At 60.4% G+C, this 17410-nt stretch carries 15 protein-coding genes; 10 read left to right on the top strand and 5 right to left on the bottom strand.

Annotation, left to right across the window (positions count from 1 at the left end; translation table 11 throughout):
* The gene (locus BFP93_RS25635) at nucleotides 1-1302 is read right to left on the bottom strand and encodes an ATP-binding protein (RefSeq protein ID WP_065895408.1); all 1302 of its coding nucleotides are present in this window, start codon (nucleotides 1300-1302) and stop codon (nucleotides 1-3) included.
* Nucleotides 1303-2010, bottom strand: coding sequence for a winged helix-turn-helix domain-containing protein (locus tag BFP93_RS25630; protein WP_065895407.1), 708 nt, complete (start codon nucleotides 2008-2010; stop codon nucleotides 1303-1305).
* Between the two features lie 157 nt (nucleotides 2011-2167).
* Here BFP93_RS25630 and BFP93_RS25625 point away from each other — a divergent pair, with 157 nt between their 5' ends.
* A complete protein-coding gene (locus tag BFP93_RS25625; protein ID WP_065895406.1) occupies nucleotides 2168-3367 on the top strand; it encodes an MFS transporter in 1200 nt (399 codons plus the stop codon).
* Here BFP93_RS25625 and BFP93_RS25620 read toward each other — a convergent pair.
* Nucleotides 3323-3925, bottom strand: coding sequence for a tRNA-(ms[2]io[6]A)-hydroxylase (locus BFP93_RS25620; protein ID WP_065895405.1), 603 nt, complete (start codon nucleotides 3923-3925; stop codon nucleotides 3323-3325). The genes BFP93_RS25625 and BFP93_RS25620 overlap by 45 nt on opposite strands.
* Nucleotides 3926-4071: 146 nt before the next feature.
* Between BFP93_RS25620 and BFP93_RS25615 the strand changes: the two genes are divergently transcribed.
* Nucleotides 4072-4935: a universal stress protein gene (locus BFP93_RS25615; protein WP_065895404.1), complete on the top strand. Its 864-nt coding sequence runs from the start codon at nucleotides 4072-4074 to the stop codon at nucleotides 4933-4935.
* Between the two features lie 135 nt (nucleotides 4936-5070).
* Here the strand turns inward: BFP93_RS25615 and BFP93_RS25610 are convergent, their stop codons facing one another.
* The gene (locus tag BFP93_RS25610) at nucleotides 5071-5541 is read right to left on the bottom strand and encodes a DUF1289 domain-containing protein (RefSeq protein WP_065895403.1); all 471 of its coding nucleotides are present in this window, start codon (nucleotides 5539-5541) and stop codon (nucleotides 5071-5073) included.
* A 396-nt stretch (nucleotides 5542-5937) separates the two neighbouring features.
* On the opposite strand from BFP93_RS25610, the gene acnB reads away from it, so the two are divergent.
* On the top strand, nucleotides 5938-8547 hold the full coding sequence (gene acnB / locus BFP93_RS25605) for a bifunctional aconitate hydratase 2/2-methylisocitrate dehydratase (protein ID WP_065895402.1): 2610 nt from the start codon (nucleotides 5938-5940) through the stop codon (nucleotides 8545-8547).
* 698 nt (nucleotides 8548-9245) lie between these two features.
* Here the strand turns inward: acnB and BFP93_RS25600 are convergent.
* Nucleotides 9246-10523, bottom strand: a complete 1278-nt coding sequence (locus BFP93_RS25600; RefSeq protein ID WP_065895401.1) for a serine/threonine transporter — start codon at nucleotides 10521-10523, stop codon at nucleotides 9246-9248.
* A gap of 553 nt (nucleotides 10524-11076) precedes the next feature.
* Here BFP93_RS25600 and BFP93_RS25595 point away from each other — a divergent pair.
* The 7 genes from BFP93_RS25595 to BFP93_RS25565 all read left to right on the top strand — a co-directional run bounded on the left by BFP93_RS25595 (nucleotide 11077) and on the right by BFP93_RS25565 (nucleotide 17135).
* Nucleotides 11077-11583 carry a DUF4822 domain-containing protein gene (locus BFP93_RS25595; protein ID WP_065895400.1) on the top strand — a complete coding sequence of 169 codons (507 nt, stop codon included), beginning with the start codon at nucleotides 11077-11079 and terminating at the stop codon, nucleotides 11581-11583.
* A 48-nt stretch (nucleotides 11584-11631) separates the two neighbouring features.
* Entirely contained in the window at nucleotides 11632-12066 is a 435-nt protein-coding gene (locus tag BFP93_RS25590; protein WP_065895399.1) for a hypothetical protein, read from the top strand.
* A 141-nt stretch (nucleotides 12067-12207) separates the two neighbouring features.
* Nucleotides 12208-13161, top strand: coding sequence for a 2-hydroxyacid dehydrogenase (locus tag BFP93_RS25585; protein WP_065895441.1), 954 nt, complete (start codon nucleotides 12208-12210; stop codon nucleotides 13159-13161).
* Nucleotides 13162-13290: 129 nt separating this feature from the next.
* Nucleotides 13291-14358, top strand: coding sequence for a phosphotransferase family protein (locus tag BFP93_RS25580; RefSeq protein ID WP_065895398.1), 1068 nt, complete (start codon nucleotides 13291-13293; stop codon nucleotides 14356-14358).
* A gap of 22 nt (nucleotides 14359-14380) precedes the next feature.
* The gene (locus tag BFP93_RS25575) at nucleotides 14381-15148 is read left to right on the top strand and encodes an SDR family oxidoreductase (RefSeq protein WP_065885280.1); all 768 of its coding nucleotides are present in this window, start codon (nucleotides 14381-14383) and stop codon (nucleotides 15146-15148) included.
* 69 nt (nucleotides 15149-15217) lie between these two features.
* Entirely contained in the window at nucleotides 15218-16651 is a 1434-nt protein-coding gene (locus BFP93_RS25570; protein ID WP_065895397.1) for a MocR-like pyridoxine biosynthesis transcription factor PdxR, read from the top strand.
* 82 nt (nucleotides 16652-16733) lie between these two features.
* On the top strand, nucleotides 16734-17135 hold the full coding sequence (locus BFP93_RS25565) for a cupin domain-containing protein (protein WP_065895396.1): 402 nt from the start codon (nucleotides 16734-16736) through the stop codon (nucleotides 17133-17135).
* Nucleotides 17136-17410: the final 275 nt, after the last annotated feature.

Genomic DNA, 17410 nt, shown 5'->3' with positions numbered 1-17410 from the left:
TTAGAGACTGGCCTTTGATTTTGCCGGATCAGCATACGCCCACGTCATCCGAAACGACGCCCCGCCCCACTCCGAATCCAGCACGTGCACCTGCCCGCCGTGCCACTGGCTGACCCGCTTGACCAGCGCCAGGCCCAAGCCAAAGCCGCCCGTGCGGCGGTCGCGGCTGGTATCCAGGCGCAGAAAGGGCTCGAAAATCTTGGTGCGCCCCTCCAACGGCACGCCTGGGCCGTCGTCATCGACCCGCACTTCATAGCCGCTGCCGAACTTCACCAGCGACACTTCCACGCGGCGATCGGCATAACGGATCGCATTGCGCAGCAGGTTGATCAGCGCCCGCGCCATGAAGCGCGGCTCGATCTGAATAACATCGACTTCACAGGTGCGCAGCGACAATTGCACGCCCGCCGCCTCGGCCTCCAGCGTCACGCTGCCGATCACGCTGTCCAGCCAGCTCTGGGCCTCGATATTTTCGCGGGTAACCTGGGTCGCGCCGCGCTCCAGGCTGGCATAGGTCAGCAGTTCGGAGACCATCTCTTCCAGCTCGCCAAGGTCGGCGTACATATCGGCGATCAACTGGCGGCGTTGGCGTGGATCGGCCTGCTGCTTGAGCTGATCCAGTTCAAAGGACAAGCGCGCAATCGGCGTGCGCAGTTCGTGGGACACCGCATTGGTCAGCTCGCGCTGGTTGGCGATCAGGCTTTCGATGCGCTCGGCCATCTGGTTGAAGTGCCCGGCCAGTGCGCGCACGGTAGAGCGGCGCGGCAGCAGAATGCGCGAGCCGAGGTCGTTGTCGCCGAAGCGCTGCGCCGCCAGGCGGATGTGTTCCAGGTCGCGCCAGTGCGGGCGCACCCAGAAGTACAGGACGATAGCCAGGCTCACGCCGAGCAAGCCATAGGCCCACAGGTACAGCCACGTGGGCTCTTCCGGCAGTCGAATCTCAAGCAATTGCGCGCCGTCGTCGATAGGCGCGAGAAACTTCATGAAGTCCTCGCGCACCACCACCTGATCATTGGCCAGCAGCTTCTGTTCACGCTCGCTCAGGTGCTGGGCGCCGCGCTGCACCAGTTTCAGACGCAGGCCATAATGCGGTTGCAGCTCATCCAGGCGTGCCTGGCGCGCCGCGCCCTGCACCGGCCGCAGTTGCTCCACCAGGGCCCACGCCGGGCCCCGCAAGGCCTCTCGGTTATAGGTCTCGTTGGACTCGGGCATGTACGCGTCCAGGCCGTAATTGACCAGCCAGATTGCCCCGGCCAGGCCGAGCGCGAGGATCACATAGAGACGCAGGTACAGGCGCAGCACCTAAACCTCCCACGCGAACGCATTGAACAGGTAGCCCTTGCCCCAGATGGTCTTGATGCACACCGGCTCCCGCGGGTTGTCATTGAGCTTGCCGCGCAGTTTGCTGATATACACGTCGACGCTGCGATTCAGGCCATCGAAGGCAATACCGCGCATACGGTTGAGAATGTCGTCGCGCGAAAGGGTGGTTCCGGCGTTGCTCGCCAGCAGCCATAGCAACTCGAACTCCATGGTGGTGAGGTCGATCTGCTCATCGCCCAGCCTGACCACCCGACAACTGCGATCAATCGACAACCGGCCAAACGCCAGGGCGCCGCGCACCACGGGCTCGGGCGCCTGGCGCCGTTGCAACGCGCGCAAACGGGCGAGCAGCACCGGTGGCTTGATCGGCTTGATCACGTAATCGTCAGCGCCGGACTCAAGGCCGAGGATATGGTCCAGATCATCTTCCCTGGCCGTCAGGATCACAATGGGCGTATCCGACACACTGCGAATCTCCCGGCACACATGCAACCCGCTCTGGCCCGGCAGCATCAGGTCGAGCACGACCATTTTCGGCTTGAACGCCAGAAACGCATCCAGGGCCAGGTCGCCCCGGTGCACCACCCGCACCTCGAAACCGTGTTGCGACAGAAAATGCGCGATCAGCCCTGCCAGCCTCTCGTCGTCTTCGACGAGCAAGACCTTGCCCAGCCCCAGGTTTTCCATAAGTTCCCAGTGTACGAACGCAGATTGAAAGGCCGGCATTATAGGTGGCAAGCTGGTCGAGAAGAGCAGCGCCCGTGTACCGTGTCGGCAAGCTTCATGCTTTTAAGAGTTTTTAACAAATAGCCTGCAATCTTTTACGCCATTCACAGGGAGTCATATGCGCAGGGATTACCTGGCGTTCTTTTTTTCGATGTTCCTGTCGCGGCTGGCGGACCAGATCCTGTTGTTCATCGTGCCGCTGGTGGTGTTCCAGACGACCCGGAGTGTGTCGTGGGCAGGCCTGGCGTTCTTTGTCGAATCACTGCCGCGCTACCTGGCATTCCCCGTATGCGGGGCCTTGTGCGACCGGTTTTCCCCGGTGCGCATCCTGCATGTCAGTCAAGTGTATCGGGCCCTGGCCTGCGCGATGGCGGTTGCGCTGTACGGGCTGTTCGACGGTATCCAGTGGCTGGTGATCCTGTCTGCGGTGTGCGGGGTATTGACCACCCAGGGCATTATGGCGCGGGAAGTGGTAATGCCGCATATCTTCCAACACTACACCTACGCCAAGACCTTGTCCTATTCACAGATCGCCGACCAGAGCGGCCTGGTACTCGGGCCTTTGGTGGCGGCGTTGATGCTGGAAGTCTGGCAGTGGCCCTGGGTGGTGCTGGCAATCGCCGCGCTGTTTGTGCTGGCGGACCTGGCGATGCGAGTCTGGCAGCGCAACACCACGGTGGACCTGCCCCTCCACGAACAACCCGCAGGTATCTGGCTGCAACCCTTGCGTACCGCCTTCGGCCACATCCGCAACCGGATGGCGTTGAAACGCATCATTACCCTGGCGGTGGGTGTGAACCTGATTGTCGGGGTCACGCTGGCCACATCGGCGGCGATGGTCACCGGGCAATACGCGGCCGATAAAGACGCCTACGCCCTGCTGCAGGCCGCCGGCGCGGTGGTGACCCTGGTGATTCTGTTTTACCTGGCGCGTTCGACCCTGGCGCTGAAGGCGCTCGGCGGGCTGTCGTATTCGATGATTGTCGTTGGCGCGCTGGTCACCGCCATCAGCCCCGGCATGTGGGCGTACGCCGTGGGCTTCCTGCTGGTGAGCGGGTTCGACAAGATGTTCAACGTGTACATGCGCAGCATGCGTCAGCGGGTCATACCGGTGCAGGATTTCGGCAAGACAGTGGGCGTGATCACCTTGCTCAACAATCTGGCCCAGCCCTTGGCGGGCCTGATGATTGCCGTGCTGGCCGCGCCCTTCGGCACGCAAACGGTCATCCTGCTGCTGAGCGCAATCAGCGCCTTGATCGGCGTGGCCGTGGCCTCAGGCTGGCACGCCACTGTGAAAGCGGAACTCGACGTCGGGTGACTCGATCAGTGCCTGCTCGGCCGCCCTCACCCGCTCGATCACCTGGCCGATGTCCTTGGCGTCACCGTACTGGTACGCCAATTTCAGGTAACCCTGGAAGTGCCGTGCTTCGCTTTTGAGCAAACCGAAGTAGAACTTGCCGAGTTCTTCATCCAAATGCGGCACCAGCGCTTCGAAACGCTCGCAGCTGCGCGCTTCGATGAAGGCACCCACCACCAGGGTATCCACCAGTTTGACCGGCTCATGGTTGCGCACCACCTTGCGCAAGCCCGAGGCGTAGCGGCCGGCGGACAATTGACGCAGCTCGACCTTGCGTTTCTTGATCAGGCGCATGACCTGCTCATGATGCACCAGTTCTTCACGGGCCAGGCGCGACATCATATTGATCAGGTCGACGTGGCCGTGGTACTTGGCGATCAGGCTCAGGGCGGTGCTGGCGGCTTTGAATTCGCAGTTCTTGTGATCGATCAGCAGGGTGTCCTGATCGGCCAGCGCGGCCTGCACCCAGGCATCAGGGGTGCGGCAGCCGAGGAATTCGTGGATTTCGGGCAGGATCATCGGGCTCACGGGCAAAGGATCACAAAAGGCCGCCGATTATACCGACCCCGCCGCAGACCGCCAGCCATGGGCCTTGATGTACATCAAGATGACACCAGGCCAGCAGCAACTATAGTTGTTCCAGGCCCCTTCCTGGAGATCCGACCATGCAAGCCATCCGCAGCATACTGGTGGTCATCGAGCCCGAGCATTCCGAGAGCCTGGCCCTCAAGCGCGCCAAGCTGATCGCCGGGGTCACCGGCGCGCACTTGCATCTGCTGGTGTGTGACAGGAAGCATGAGCATTCGGCGCTGCTGAGCCTGCTCAAGTCCGGTCTGCAGGAGGATGGGTATAGCGTTTCCACCGAACAGGCGTGGAACGACAGCCTGCATGAAACCATCATCGAGGTGCAGCAGGCCGAGGGCTGCGGGCTGGTGATCAAGCAGCACTTACCCGACAGCCCGTTGAAAAAGGCCCTGCTGGCCCCGGCGGACTGGAAACTGCTGCGCTATTGCCCAACGCCCGTGCTGCTGGTCAAGACCGCTACGCCCTGGGCAGAACGGGTGATTCTGGCGGCCATCGACGTGGGCAATACCGACAGCGAACACCGTGCGCTGCATAACGCCATCATCGACCACGGTTTCGATATCGCGAGCCTGGCCAAGGCGCATTTGCACGTCATCAGCGCGCATCCATCGCCGATGCTGTCGGCGGCGGACCCGACCTTCCAGCTCAGGGAAACCATCGCGGCGCGTTATCGCGAGCAATGCAAAGCCTTCCAGGCCGAATTCGACGTGGATGACGCACACCTGCATATCGAAGAAGGGCCGGCGGATGTGTTGATTCCCTTCGCGGCGCATAAATGGCAAGCGGCCGTGACCATCATCGGCACCGTGGCGCGTACCGGGATTTCCGGGGCGTTGATCGGCAATACGGCGGAGGTGGTGCTCGATGCGGTGGAAAGCGACGTGCTGGTGCTCAAGCCGCAGACATTGATGGATCATCTGGAAGAACTCGCCACCCAGTCCTGACATCGCGCCTTCAGGCACCGAGAACCCAATGTGGGAGGGGTCTTGCCCCCGATGACAGTGTGTCAGCCAATGCATCTGGTAACTGACACTCAGCCATCGGGAGCAAGCCCCCTCCCATACTTTGGATTTGTATTGTCAGGTAGACAATGCATCCTTCAGGAAGCCCGGCGCGATATAGCGCTGGTAATGTGCCTCGGAAAGGATAAAGAACTCCCGGTCAATGGCATCGCGCAACTGCGGCAGCGCCCAGTCGCGAAACTCCGGTAGCAGCACCATGCCGTAGGCCTCCAGGTTATTGATCACCCGCGCCCCACGCGCAATCAATTGGTAGGCCCAGCAATATTCGGACTGGTGCGGCACAAATCGAATCTTGCGCTGTTCCAACTGCCCGCGCAGGGTCTTGGGGTCGAAAACCTCGACTTTGCCGGCCATCACCTGCACCAGCAACTGCTCGAGCCTGAGCCAGACCGCGCGCTTTTCTTCTTCGTTATAGCCATTCCACTGGATCACCTCGTGGTGAAAGCGCTTGCAGCCGCGGCACACGAGATCGCCGTAGACCGTGGAGCACAGGCCGACGCAGGGGGTCTTGATGGTTTGGTTGGGCATGGGCGAAAACACGCAAATCAGCGAAACAGTGCGCCATGTTAGCCCTTTGTCTAAGGTTGATCACCCTGCAAACTTGGCGACGCAACTTACCTTTAGATTTTTTTTGCCGTAGAATCACCCGGCCTTGTAAGGCGCCAATAATCCGCTGGAAGCTGTTTTCAAAGCGTCACGAGCACAGTCGTTCCTTCAGAACGGTGTTGGCGCAGGTTTGACCCCGGTAGGTCAATGCTTGCGCCAACCCTCATCAGCTCCGTTCTGCAGGCGTAAAACTTTGAAAGCAGCTTCTGTAAGGAATGCCGGCAGCGCTGGCTTTGCGGCCCAAAAAGCCCCCGAGCGCACGCGTGCCGGTCATTCCTGGATGAGCGTCCCGTGGGACCACTGATGAGGGTAATAACTGTGCTTGAAGCCTACCGCAAACATATCGAAGAGCGTGCCGCCCTGGGTATCGTTCCCCAGCCGCTTAACGCCGAACAAACCGCAGGCCTGGTCGAGCTGCTGAAAAATCCTCCGGCTGGCGAAGAAGAATTCCTCGTTGACCTGATCACCAACCGTATTCCACCAGGCGTTGACGAAGCGGCCTACGTCAAGGCCGGCTTCCTGTCCGCCCTGGCCAAAGGCGAAGCCACCTCCCCCCTGATCGACAAAAAGCGCGCGGTTGAACTGCTTGGCACCATGCAGGGCGGCTACAACATCGTGACGCTGGTCGAGCTGCTGGACGACGCCGAACTGGCGCCTGTCGCGGCCGCCCAGCTCAAGCACACCCTGCTGATGTTCGACGCCTTCCACGACGTGGCGGAAAAAGCCCGCAACGGCAACGAACACGCCAAGGGCGTGATCCAGTCCTGGGCCGACGGCGAGTGGTTCCGCAACCGCCCGACCCTGGCCGACAAGATCAGCCTGCGCGTGTTCAAGGTCACCGGCGAAACCAACACCGACGACCTGTCCCCTGCCCCGGACGCCTGGTCCCGCCCTGATATCCCGCTGCACGCCCTGGCCATGCTGAAAATGGCCCGCGAAGGCATCGTGCCGGACGAGCAAGGCAAGACCGGCCCGATGAAGCAGATCGAAGAGATGCGCGGCCAGGGCTTCCCGATCGCCTACGTCGGTGACGTGGTCGGTACCGGTTCGTCGCGTAAATCGGCCACCAACTCGGTGCTGTGGTTCTTCGGCGACGACGTACCTTACGTGCCGAACAAGCGCGCCGGCGGCTTCTGCTTCGGCAGCAAGATCGCGCCGATCTTCTACAACACCATGGAAGATGCGGGCGCACTGCCGATCGAGTTCGACGTCAGCAACATGAACATGGGCGACGTGATCGACCTGTACCCCCATGCTGGCAAAGTCTGCAAGCACGGCACCGACGAAGTGATCACCACCTTCGAAATGAAGACCCCGGTGCTGTTGGACGAAGTGCGCGCAGGCGGCCGTATTCCGCTGATCATCGGTCGCGGCCTGACCGACAAGGCCCGTGCCGAACTGGGCCTGGGCCCTACCGACCTGTTCAAGCTGCCTGAAGCGCCTGTCGACACCGGCAAGGGCTTTACCCTGGCACAGAAAATGGTCGGCAAGGCATGCGGCCTGCCGGAAGGCAAAGGCGTTCGTCCAGGTACGTACTGCGAACCGAAGATGACCACCGTCGGCTCTCAGGACACCACCGGTCCAATGACCCGTGATGAACTCAAAGACCTGGCGTGCCTGGGCTTCTCGACCGACCTGGTGATGCAGTCGTTCTGCCACACCGCGGCCTATCCCAAGCCGATCGACGTGACCACCCACCACACCCTGCCTGACTTCATCATGACCCGTGGCGGTGTATCGCTGCGTCCAGGCGACGGCATCATCCACAGCTGGCTGAACCGCATGCTGCTGCCGGACACCGTGGGTACCGGTGGTGACTCCCACACCCGCTTCCCGATGGGCATCTCCTTCCCGGCCGGTTCCGGCCTGGTGGCGTTTGCCGCAGCCACTGGCGTGATGCCACTGGACATGCCGGAATCGATCCTGGTGCGTTTCAAAGGCAAGATGAAGCCTGGCATCACCCTGCGTGACCTGGTGCACGCCATTCCTTACTACGCGATCCAGGCTGGCCTGCTGACCGTAGAGAAGAAAGGCAAGAAAAACGCCTTCTCCGGCCGCATCCTGGAAATCGAAGGCCTGAACGACCTGACGCTGGAGCAGGCTTTCGAGCTGTCCGACGCCTCGGCCGAACGTTCGGCTGCCGGTTGCACCATCAAGCTGTCCAAGGACTCCGTCACCGAGTACCTGAACTCCAACATCACCCTGCTGCGCTGGATGATCGGTGAAGGCTACGGTGATGCGCGTACCCTGGAACGTCGTGCACAAGCGATGGAAGCCTGGGTGGCCAACCCTGAGCTGATGGAAGCCGATGCCGACGCCGAATACGCCGAAGTGATCGAGATCGACCTGGCCGAAATCAACGAGCCGATCCTCTGCGCGCCGAACGACCCGGACGACGCCCGTCTGCTGTCCAGCGTTGCCGGTGAGAAGATCGACGAAGTGTTTATCGGCTCGTGCATGACCAACATCGGTCACTTCCGCGCTGCCGGCAAGCTGCTGGAGCAGGTCAAGGGCCAGCTGCCAACCCGTCTGTGGCTGTCGCCGCCGACCAAGATGGACGCTCACCAGTTGACCGAAGAAGGCTACTACGGCATCTACGGCAAGGCTGGCGCGCGTATGGAAATGCCGGGCTGCTCGCTGTGCATGGGTAACCAGGCACGCGTAGAGCCGAACTCGACCGTGGTGTCGACGTCGACCCGTAACTTCCCGAACCGTCTGGGCGATGGCGCCAACGTCTACCTGGCTTCGGCTGAGCTGGCGGCAGTGGCTTCTACCCTGGGTCGCCTGCCGACTGTGGAAGAGTACATGGGCTACGCAGCGAAACTGGACACCATGGCCAGTGACGTCTACCGCTACCTGAACTTCGACCAGATTGCCGAGTTCCGCAAGATCGCGGCAAGCGCCAACATCCCGGTGATTCAAGCTTAACGGTGTGTTGATGTAGCTAACGCCGCGTATCGCAAGATACGCGGCGTTTTTTATGCCTGGAATAAAGTATCAGCAACACCACAAAACACATGTGGGAGGGGGCTTGCCCCCGATAGCAGTGGTTCAGTCAACTCACAAGTGACTGATACTCCGCTATCGGGGGCAAGCCCCCTCCCACATTGGATCTCTGCCGATTTTGAAGCGTGTGTCAGCACTTAGACAACCAGCGAATATACCAACGCGGTAATCCAATACCGGGTAAACAAACGCCGCGTATCGCAGATTAAGCGTTTTTTTACGCCTGGAATAAAGTATCAGCAGCACCACAAAACACATGTGGGAGGGGGCTTGCCCCCGATAGCAGTGGTTCAGTCAACTCACAAGTGACTGATACGAAGCTATCGGGGGCAAGCCCCCTCCCACATTTGGATCTCTGCCGATTTTGAAGCGCGTGTCAGCACTTAAATAATCAGCGAATATACCAACGCACCGGGTAAACAAACGCCGCGTATCGCAAGATACCCGGCTTTTTTTATGCCTGGAATAAAGTATCAGCAACACCACAAAACACATGTGGGAGGGGGCTTGCCCCCGATAGCAGTGGTTCAGTCAACTCACAAGTGACTGATACTCCGCTATCGGGGGCAAGCCCCCTCCCACATTTGGATCTCTGCCGATTTTGAAGTGTGTGTCAGCACTTAGACAACCAGCGAATATACCAACGCGGTAATCGCCACCAGGCCGACGGCGGTGACAAACACATTCGATGCCTGCCCACGGTACTTGGCCATGGCCGGCACCTTGCGGATCGCGTACATCGGCATCAGGAACAGAATCGACGCAATCACCGGCCCACCGAGGGTCTCGATCATGCCGAGGATGCTCGGGTTCAGCGTGGCGACGATCCAGCACACCACCAGCATGAACGCGGCGGTCATGCGGTCCAGCGACTTGGCAGCCGGGCGGCGGCCGGTTTTGAGCACCAGGCCCTTGAGGCCCTCGCTGGCACCGATGTAGTGGCCCAGGAACGACTTGGCAATCGCCACGAACGCAATCAACGGCGCGGCGAAGGCAATGGTCGGGTTATCGAAATGGTTGGCCAGGTACGACAGGATCGACAGGTTCTGTGCCTTCGCCTCGGCCAACTGCGCCGGGGACAGGGTCAGTACGCAGCTGAACACGAAGAACAGCACCATTGCCACCATCAACAGGTGCGCGCGGCACAGGATCTGTGAACTGCGCTCGTCGGCATGTGCGCCGTACTGACGCTTCTGGTCCACCGCAAAGGCCGAGATGATTGGCGAATGGTTGAACGAAAACACCATCACCGGAATCGCCAGCCACAAGGTGTTGAGCAAGGCCGACGGCGCCGGAACCTCACTGGCGGTGCTGAGGATGCCGCCATTCCAATGCGGCACTAGGTAGACGGCGAGGAACAGCAAGGCCACGATAAACGGGTACACCATCAGGCTCATGGCCTTGACGATTACCTGTTCACCGCAACGCACCACCGCCAGCAGGCCCAGGATCAGCACAAACGCCAGGACAGCTCGCGGCGGCGGCATGATGTGCAGTTGATGTTCCATGAAACTGCTGACGGTGTTGGTCAGGGCCACGCTGTAGATCAGCAGGATCGGAAAGATCGCGAAGAAGTACAGCAACGTAATCAGGGCACCGGCCTTGAGCCCGAAATGCTCTTCGACCACATCGGTGATGTCGGAACCTTCGCGGCCGGACAAAACGAAACGCGTCAGCCCACGGTGGGCAAAGAACGTCATCGGGAAGGCCAGCAGCGCGAGGATCACCAACGGCCAGAAGCCCCCCAGGCCCGCGTTGATCGGCAAGAACAAAGTGCCGGCGCCGATGGCGGTGCCGAACAGCCCAAGCATCCAGGTGGTGTCCTGGCGGCTCCAGCTTGTGAGCGTTGCAGGTGTCGTTGCATAGCGATCGTTGACGCTATTGGCCTGATCATTCATCCGGTCGGATCTCCGCATTCACACGGCCGGGACGAGTCAGAAAAACCTGACAGGCAGCGCCCCGACCTCAACAGGGGCGCGATTGTCCGGGATTATTGAGAATAAGCAAAGACTTAGCTGAGGAACGGCAACTCAGTGCAGGGGCTTGAGAGCGATTTTTGTTCGTTGATCTCGCGCTTATGCCATTACCTGCCAGGCTGAGCCGAGCGCCTCATTCGTCGATTCCGCCCGCCGGGCATGACGCGCGATGAAAATGAGCACACTGACACAACTCGATTTATTTAAATCAGCCCAGTCGCTCGTTGTTCTGCGATTTAAACCCACTGACAGGCACCCACTAGTATTTAACTAACCAGCCCAAGTAAGACAATTCCTACATAGAGTTTATCACCGCACTTTCTATTAATTTATTAACCGCCGCTTTTGTTACAAGGATTTGCCCAGGTATTGAGCGCTCATCGTGTCAAGCCTATATTCCAACCCAGCACGAACAAGCCGCCTTTCTGAAACCATGACAACAAAAGCGAACACTGAATTCGCCAGGAGCGACTCTATGAAAAAATACAACCTACTGTTTACCTTGTTACTTTTCGTTGGAATAATCTCCCCACTTACCAGCCAGGCACGGTCAACAGCCGAAAACTCCGACGCCAGCGCCCTGGCGACGTCCCCCCGCTGGCTGACGACCAAAGTATATGTAGAGGGCGCGCCGGACATCGACGTGAAGGACAAGTACCCAGGCGTGGTCGGAATATCACTGTGGGACCCCGACCGCAACCGCTATGAATTTTTCTACAGCGATACCGGGCTGTCCAAGTACGAGAACGGCGGCGGCGGTTACTTCATGGTAACCGGTGACAAAAAAAGCCATATCCTGATACCTGACAAAGGGACAACAAGAACCATCGTCCGGAAACTTGAGACATTGAATACGCAAGAATTCACTTACTCCCGCGAAGTGCCGCGCGACATGATCGATTCCAACCCACTGGCTCGAATATATGTTGTGCATGCGCCTTATACAGGTTCAATAGAAACCACGCCGACACGCCTGCCTTGAACCTTGAACCTCACAACTAAAGACAACACTCATAAAAGGCCTCACCCAATGAAAACAATATTAAAGCCTTTATTCGCTTCTGTTTTACTGCTATCTACCCTTGTTTCAACCGGCATTCATGCACAGGCCTCCGCCCCTGGAAAACCTGTCGCCGTCAGTGCTGACAATGCCGTCATGTTGACCGTCTTTCTCAAGCATGATCAATCTCGCAACTTGAACGAAATAAGAGCCAAACTCACGGAGCAGGAACTCTTCAAGGTGTTTCCTCCTGAAGGGGTAGAAATTGTCAGTTGGAACATTGCCATGGGAATCGGTCACGTCATCGTTCTACGCTTCCCCGCCTCACGCCTGCGCGAAGTGAATCTTGCGATCGAGCGCTCTGCGTGGGGGCCGTTCAGGACGGAGTTCTTTCCTACCTACGATTACATGGACATCGTAGCGGCAGAACAGAGCAAGGTACGAAAAACCACGTCCGCCAAATAATCAGCGCGCGTAAACAGCGTCTCGTACTCGCCGAGACGCTGGTACTTTTCGCAAAATCAGTGGCGCTTTCTCAGGCCTGCGGCATTTCATGCAGCGAAAATGCAGCATAATCCGGGCATCGAACTCACCGGAGAGCTGCCCATGCCCACCACCGTTCTGGTCCTGGTTGAAACCATCAATGAATACCTGCAAATCATCGAGAGCAATGATTTCCATGTGATCCTGGCGCCGACGCCCGCTGAACGCGCGCAGGCAATCAAGCTCCACGGCGGGCAAATCAAGGCGGTATTGACCCGTGGGCCGCTGGGGCTGTATGCCGAAGAAATCGCCGCGCTGCCGCTGTTGGAAATCATCTGCGTGATCGGCGCCGGCTACGAGCATGTGGACCTGCAGGCGGCGGCCAACCGTGGAATTGTGGTGACCAATGGTGCCGGGGTGAATGCACCGTCGGTGGCCGACCACGCCATGGCGTTGCTGCTGTCGCTGGTGCGCGGTATCACCCAGACTGACGCCGCCGTGCGCCGCGACGAATGGCCGAAAGTAATGCGCCCTTCCCTGGGCGGTAAGCAGTTGGGCATCCTCGGGCTGGGCGCGGTCGGCCTGGAGATCGCCAAGCGCGCGGCGCTGGGCTTTGGCATGGAGGTGAGTTACCACAACCGCCAACCTCGCGATGACGTGGATTACACCTACTGCTCAACCGCCGTGGAGCTGGCGCGCACCTCGGATTTTCTGATCCTGGCCACGCCCGGCGGCGCCAGCACTCGGCACCTGATTGATCGTCACGCCCTCGACGCCTTGGGGCCGAACGGCTTTTTGGTCAACATCGGCCGAGGCAGCGTGGTGGTTACCGCCGACCTGGTAGCGGCCCTGCAACAGCGGCGCATCGGCGGCGCCGCGCTGGACGTATTCGATGACGAACCCAAGGTGCCCGACGCCCTCAAGCACCTGAGCAACACGGTGCTGACCTCCCATGTGGCCGGCCTGTCGCCGGAAGCCGCCCACGATACCGTGCAACGGGTCGCGGACAACCTGGTGGAATACTTTGCCGGCCGCCCGGTGCTTACGCCGGTAGCCTTGCCGACGCCCAATAAATGACCCATCAGGCACGCTGATCCTGCTTCAACACGCTAGCCTATTAAGCCGCCTCAACCTTGTCGATGCATGTCGACGCGCATTAGATTAGCCAATAGTCCAAGGCCTTTAAAATAAGCAGAAGGGATAAGCATGGCGCTTAACGACCAATCAACCCAGATTCGCCCCGGCGAAGAGCTTGATGCCAGCCTGATTGATCCCTACCTCAAGGCGCATATTCCCGGCCTGCACGGCACCGTCAAGATCAGCCAGTTCCCCGGCGGCGCCTCTAACCTCACGTATCTGCTGGAATACCCGGACCAGGAATTTGTATTGCGTCGCCCGCCGTTCGGACACAAGGCCAAATCCGCCCATGACATGGGCCGCGAATACCGCATTCTCAATCAGCTCAAAGACGGCTTTCCCTACTGCCCCAAGGCCTACGTGCATTGCACCGATGAGTCGGTGATCGGTGCCGAGTTCTATGTGATGGAGCGCGTCAACGGCATCATCCTGCGCTCGGACCTGCCCGCCGAGCTGGGCCTGGACCCAACGCGCACTGAAGCCCTGTGCAAAAGCTTTATCGACAAGTTCGTCGAACTGCATCAGGTCGACTACAGCGCCTGCGGCCTGGCCGACCTGGGTAAGCCGCACGGCTATGTGGAGCGTCAGATCCGTGGCTGGAGCGAGCGCTACGAAAAAGCCCTGACCCCCGATGCCCCGCGCTGGGAAGCCGTGCGCGCCTGGCTCAACGACAAGATGCCGGGCGACCACCCGACCTCCAGCATCGTGCACAACGACTATCGCTTCGACAACGTGATCCTCGACCCGCACAACCCGATGCAGATCATCGGTGTGCTGGACTGGGAACTGACCACCCTCGGCGACCCGTTGATGGACCTGGGCAACACCCTCGCCTACTGGATCGAAGCCGCCGACCCTGCGCCCGTGCAGTTGATGCGGCGCCAGCCGAGCAATGCGCCCGGCATGCTCACCCGCCGCCAGTTCGTCGACTACTACGCCGAACGTTCGGGCATCCGCATCGACAATTTTGACTTCTACTACACCTATGGCCTGTTTCGCCTGGCCGGCATCGTGCAGCAGATTTATTACCGTTTCTTCCACGGCCAGACCCAGGACAAACGCTTTGCCCAGTTCATCCACATGAACAAGCTGCTGGAGCAGATGAGCCTGGCGGTCATCGGCAAATCCGCGCTCTGATAACAATCACAAGGAACCGCTCATGTCCAAGACCCACCTGTTCGACCTCGACGGCAAGATTGCTTTCGTTTCCGGCGCCAGCCGTGGCATCGGCGAGGCCATCGCCAAGTTGCTGGCCCAGCAAGGCGCCCACGTGATTGTCTCGAGCCGCAAACTGGAGGGCTGCCAGCACGTTGCCGACGCGATCATCGCCGACGGCGGCAAAGCCACTGCGATTGCCTGCCATATCGGTGAAATGGAACAGATCACCCAGGTATTCGCCGGCATCCGCGAACAGTTCGGCCGCCTCGACATCCTGGTCAACAACGCCGCGACCAACCCCCAGTTCTGCAACGTACTGGACACCGACCTCGGTGCGTTCCAGAAGACCGTCGACGTGAACATCCGCGGCTACTTCTTCATGTCGGTGGAAGCCGGCAAGCTGATGCGCGACAACGGCGGCGGCAGCATCATCAACGTGGCTTCGATCAACGGCATTTCCCCAGGTGTATTCCAAGGCATCTATTCGGTGACCAAGGCCGCCGTGATCAACATGACCAAGGTGTTCGCCAAGGAATGCGCCGCGTTCGGCATCCGTTGCAACGCATTGCTGCCGGGCCTGACCGACACCAAGTTCGCCTCGGCGCTGGTCAAGAACGACGCGATCCTGAAGATGGCCCTGGCGCAGATCCCGCTCAAGCGCGTGGCCGACCCCAGCGAAATGGCCGGCGCCGTGTTGTTCCTGGCCAGCGATGCGTCCAGCTACACCACCGGGGTGTCGCTGAATGTGGACGGTGGTTTCCTGTCCTGACCCCGCCTGGTTTCTTCAGATCGATTTGCGCGTAACCTTGGCGCAGATCGATCTGTCCCGGGATGAAACATGGAACTGCACCTCGTCATCAATGGCCGCAAGGACCTGGCTGCCCAGCTTTACCAGCAACTGCGCGAAGCCATCACCGGCGGGCGCCTTTCAGCCGGCGCGCAGTTGCCGCCCAGCCGGCTGCTCGCCGAGCAACTGGGGGTCTCGCGCAAAACCGTGTCGGACACCTACGCCACCTTGACGTACGAAGGCCTGCTGATCGGCAGGATTGGCCGGGGCACCTTCGTCAATGCGTGGGCGCCTCAGCCTGACTGCGTGCAGACCGCCACCGACCTGGCCTGCGCCGCCCACCTGGGCAGATGGGCCGCACTGCCCTCGCCCATGCATCATCCCGCCCACGACGAAGTCCTGCGCTACGAATTTATCGGCGGCGCAACCACGCGCAATCAGTTTCCCCAGGAGGAATGGCGGCGCTGCACGCTGGATGCGCTGCGGCGTATCGCCCAGAACAGTGGTTTCTACAGCCAACCGGAAGGCTTGCCGGCGCTGCGCGAGGCCATCGCCGGGCATATCGCCTTTTCCCGCGGGGTGAAAGGTCGCGCCGGCGACATCGTGGTGACCAATGGCGCGCAACAGGCGCTGGACCTCATCGCCCGCGTGGTACTGGAGCCAGGCAGCATCGTCGCCATGGAAGACCCCGGCTACAGCCCGGCGCGCCAGTTGTTCGTGGCGATGGGGGCCAGGGTCGCCAGCGTGCCGGTCGATGCGCAGGGCATACAGGTCGACCAGATCCCCGACGGCACCCGCCTGATCTATGTGACGCCTTCGCACCAGTTCCCCCTCGGCATGCCCATGAGCCTGGCGCGGCGCGAGGCCCTGCTCGACCGCGCCATCGCGCTCGGCGCCATCATCATCGAAGACGACTACGACAGTGAGTTCCGCTACGAAGGCCGTCCCACCGACTCCCTGCAAAGCATGGACACGCGAGGCGTGGTGACCTACGTCGGGACCTTTTCCAAAACCCTGCTGCCCGAGTTGCGCCTGGGCTACGCGGTGCTGCCGCCGGCGATCCATGGCGCGGTACTCAAGGCCAAGCAATTGACCGACCAGCACAGCTCTACCCTGCCGCAGTGGGCGCTGGCCAAGTTCATCAGCGAAGGCTATCTGCTCAAACATATTCGCCGCTGTCACAGCGTGTATGCGGGACGCCGCGAACGGATTCTGCAGCGCCTGGCAGGTGACCTGTCGCCCTGGTTCGAGGCGGTGCCGACGGTGGCCGGGTTTCATCTGGCCGCGCTGTGCAAGGTGCCGGTGGATATCCCGTTGCTGATGCAACTGGCGCGCAAGGCCCAAGTGGGGCTGTACCCCCTGGAAGTGTTTTTTCACGACACGGCGCCACGCGCCGGGCTGATTCTCGGCTTCGGCGCCATCGAAACCCTCGATATCGACCCGGCGCTGGACAAGGTCCGCGACATTCTGCGGCAGATTGGCTAGGTGGTTTTGCGCAGGATTGGTCATTGGTCGAACAAGACCGCCAGCGTAGGGTGAACGGGTCTCGAACTACGTGGAAATCCCCATGAAACGACTGCTCGCCACCGCTGCGATACTGGCCTCGCTCAACGCTTACGCCCACGAACCGGTGTACCACCAGGAAACGCTCAAGGTGCTGCAGGAGCACGCCCTGGCCAACGTGCCCGGCAAGAAAACCATCATGCTGACCGTGGACTACGCGCCCGGCCAGGCCACCGTGCCCCACAGCCACACCGGCACCGCCGTGGCGTATGTACTGGAAGGCGAAATCACCTCACGGGTCAACGATGAGAAAGCCATTACCTACAAGGCCGGCGACTCGTTCTACGAGCCCGCCGGCTCGCGGCACTTCGAGTCGAGCAACGCCAGCCAGACCCGGCCCGCCAGGCTACTGGTGGTGATGGTGCTGGATGACAAGGCCGAGGTGTTGACGCCGCTTGCCCCATAAGCGGCACGTTGGTAATCCCGTTCTGATCAATGTGGGAGGGGGCTTGCCCCCGATAGCGATGTGTCAGTCGCTGATGCATTTACTGACTCTACGCATCGAGGCATAGGCCACACACCGCTGTAGCCGGTAACCACGATGCGAAGCGAGTCGCTCTTGATCTTGATCTGGCTTTTGATCTTAAGCGCCCCGTTAAACCACGCTGGCCGAACGCAGGCTTGAATCCGTGGGCAACCCGGCAGGACGCCGGGTTAGCCGCACTGGGCCATGGATGGCCC

This window comes from Pseudomonas sp. 44 R 15 (assembly GCF_900004965.1).
Lineage (GTDB): Bacteria > Pseudomonadota > Gammaproteobacteria > Pseudomonadales > Pseudomonadaceae > Aquipseudomonas > Aquipseudomonas orientalis_A.
The sequence above is the reverse complement of the archived record's forward strand: the minus strand, read 5'-3'. Positions and strand labels throughout refer to the sequence as shown.

What these genes read in the sequence shown, in the direction of transcription:
- BFP93_RS25630 (WP_065895407.1), bottom strand. Translation starts at nt 2,010, where the DNA reads ATGGAAAACCTGGGGCTGGGCAAGGTCTTGCTCGTCGAAGACGACGAG.
- BFP93_RS25610 (WP_065895403.1), bottom strand. Translation starts at nt 5,541, where the DNA reads ATGCCCAACCAAACCATCAAGACCCCCTGCGTCGGCCTGTGCTCCACG.
- BFP93_RS25580 (WP_065895398.1), top strand. Translation starts at nt 13,291, where the DNA reads ATGGCGCTTAACGACCAATCAACCCAGATTCGCCCCGGCGAAGAGCTT.
- BFP93_RS25625 (WP_065895406.1), top strand. Translation starts at nt 2,168, where the DNA reads ATGCGCAGGGATTACCTGGCGTTCTTTTTTTCGATGTTCCTGTCGCGG.
- BFP93_RS25570 (WP_065895397.1), top strand. Translation starts at nt 15,218, where the DNA reads ATGGAACTGCACCTCGTCATCAATGGCCGCAAGGACCTGGCTGCCCAG.
- BFP93_RS25600 (WP_065895401.1), bottom strand. Translation starts at nt 10,523, where the DNA reads ATGAATGATCAGGCCAATAGCGTCAACGATCGCTATGCAACGACACCT.
- BFP93_RS25595 (WP_065895400.1), top strand. Translation starts at nt 11,077, where the DNA reads ATGAAAAAATACAACCTACTGTTTACCTTGTTACTTTTCGTTGGAATA.
- BFP93_RS25620 (WP_065895405.1), bottom strand. Translation starts at nt 3,925, where the DNA reads ATGATCCTGCCCGAAATCCACGAATTCCTCGGCTGCCGCACCCCTGAT.
- BFP93_RS25615 (WP_065895404.1), top strand. Translation starts at nt 4,072, where the DNA reads ATGCAAGCCATCCGCAGCATACTGGTGGTCATCGAGCCCGAGCATTCC.
- BFP93_RS25575 (WP_065885280.1), top strand. Translation starts at nt 14,381, where the DNA reads ATGTCCAAGACCCACCTGTTCGACCTCGACGGCAAGATTGCTTTCGTT.
- BFP93_RS25585 (WP_065895441.1), top strand. Translation starts at nt 12,208, where the DNA reads ATGCCCACCACCGTTCTGGTCCTGGTTGAAACCATCAATGAATACCTG.
- BFP93_RS25590 (WP_065895399.1), top strand. Translation starts at nt 11,632, where the DNA reads ATGAAAACAATATTAAAGCCTTTATTCGCTTCTGTTTTACTGCTATCT.
- BFP93_RS25565 (WP_065895396.1), top strand. Translation starts at nt 16,734, where the DNA reads ATGAAACGACTGCTCGCCACCGCTGCGATACTGGCCTCGCTCAACGCT.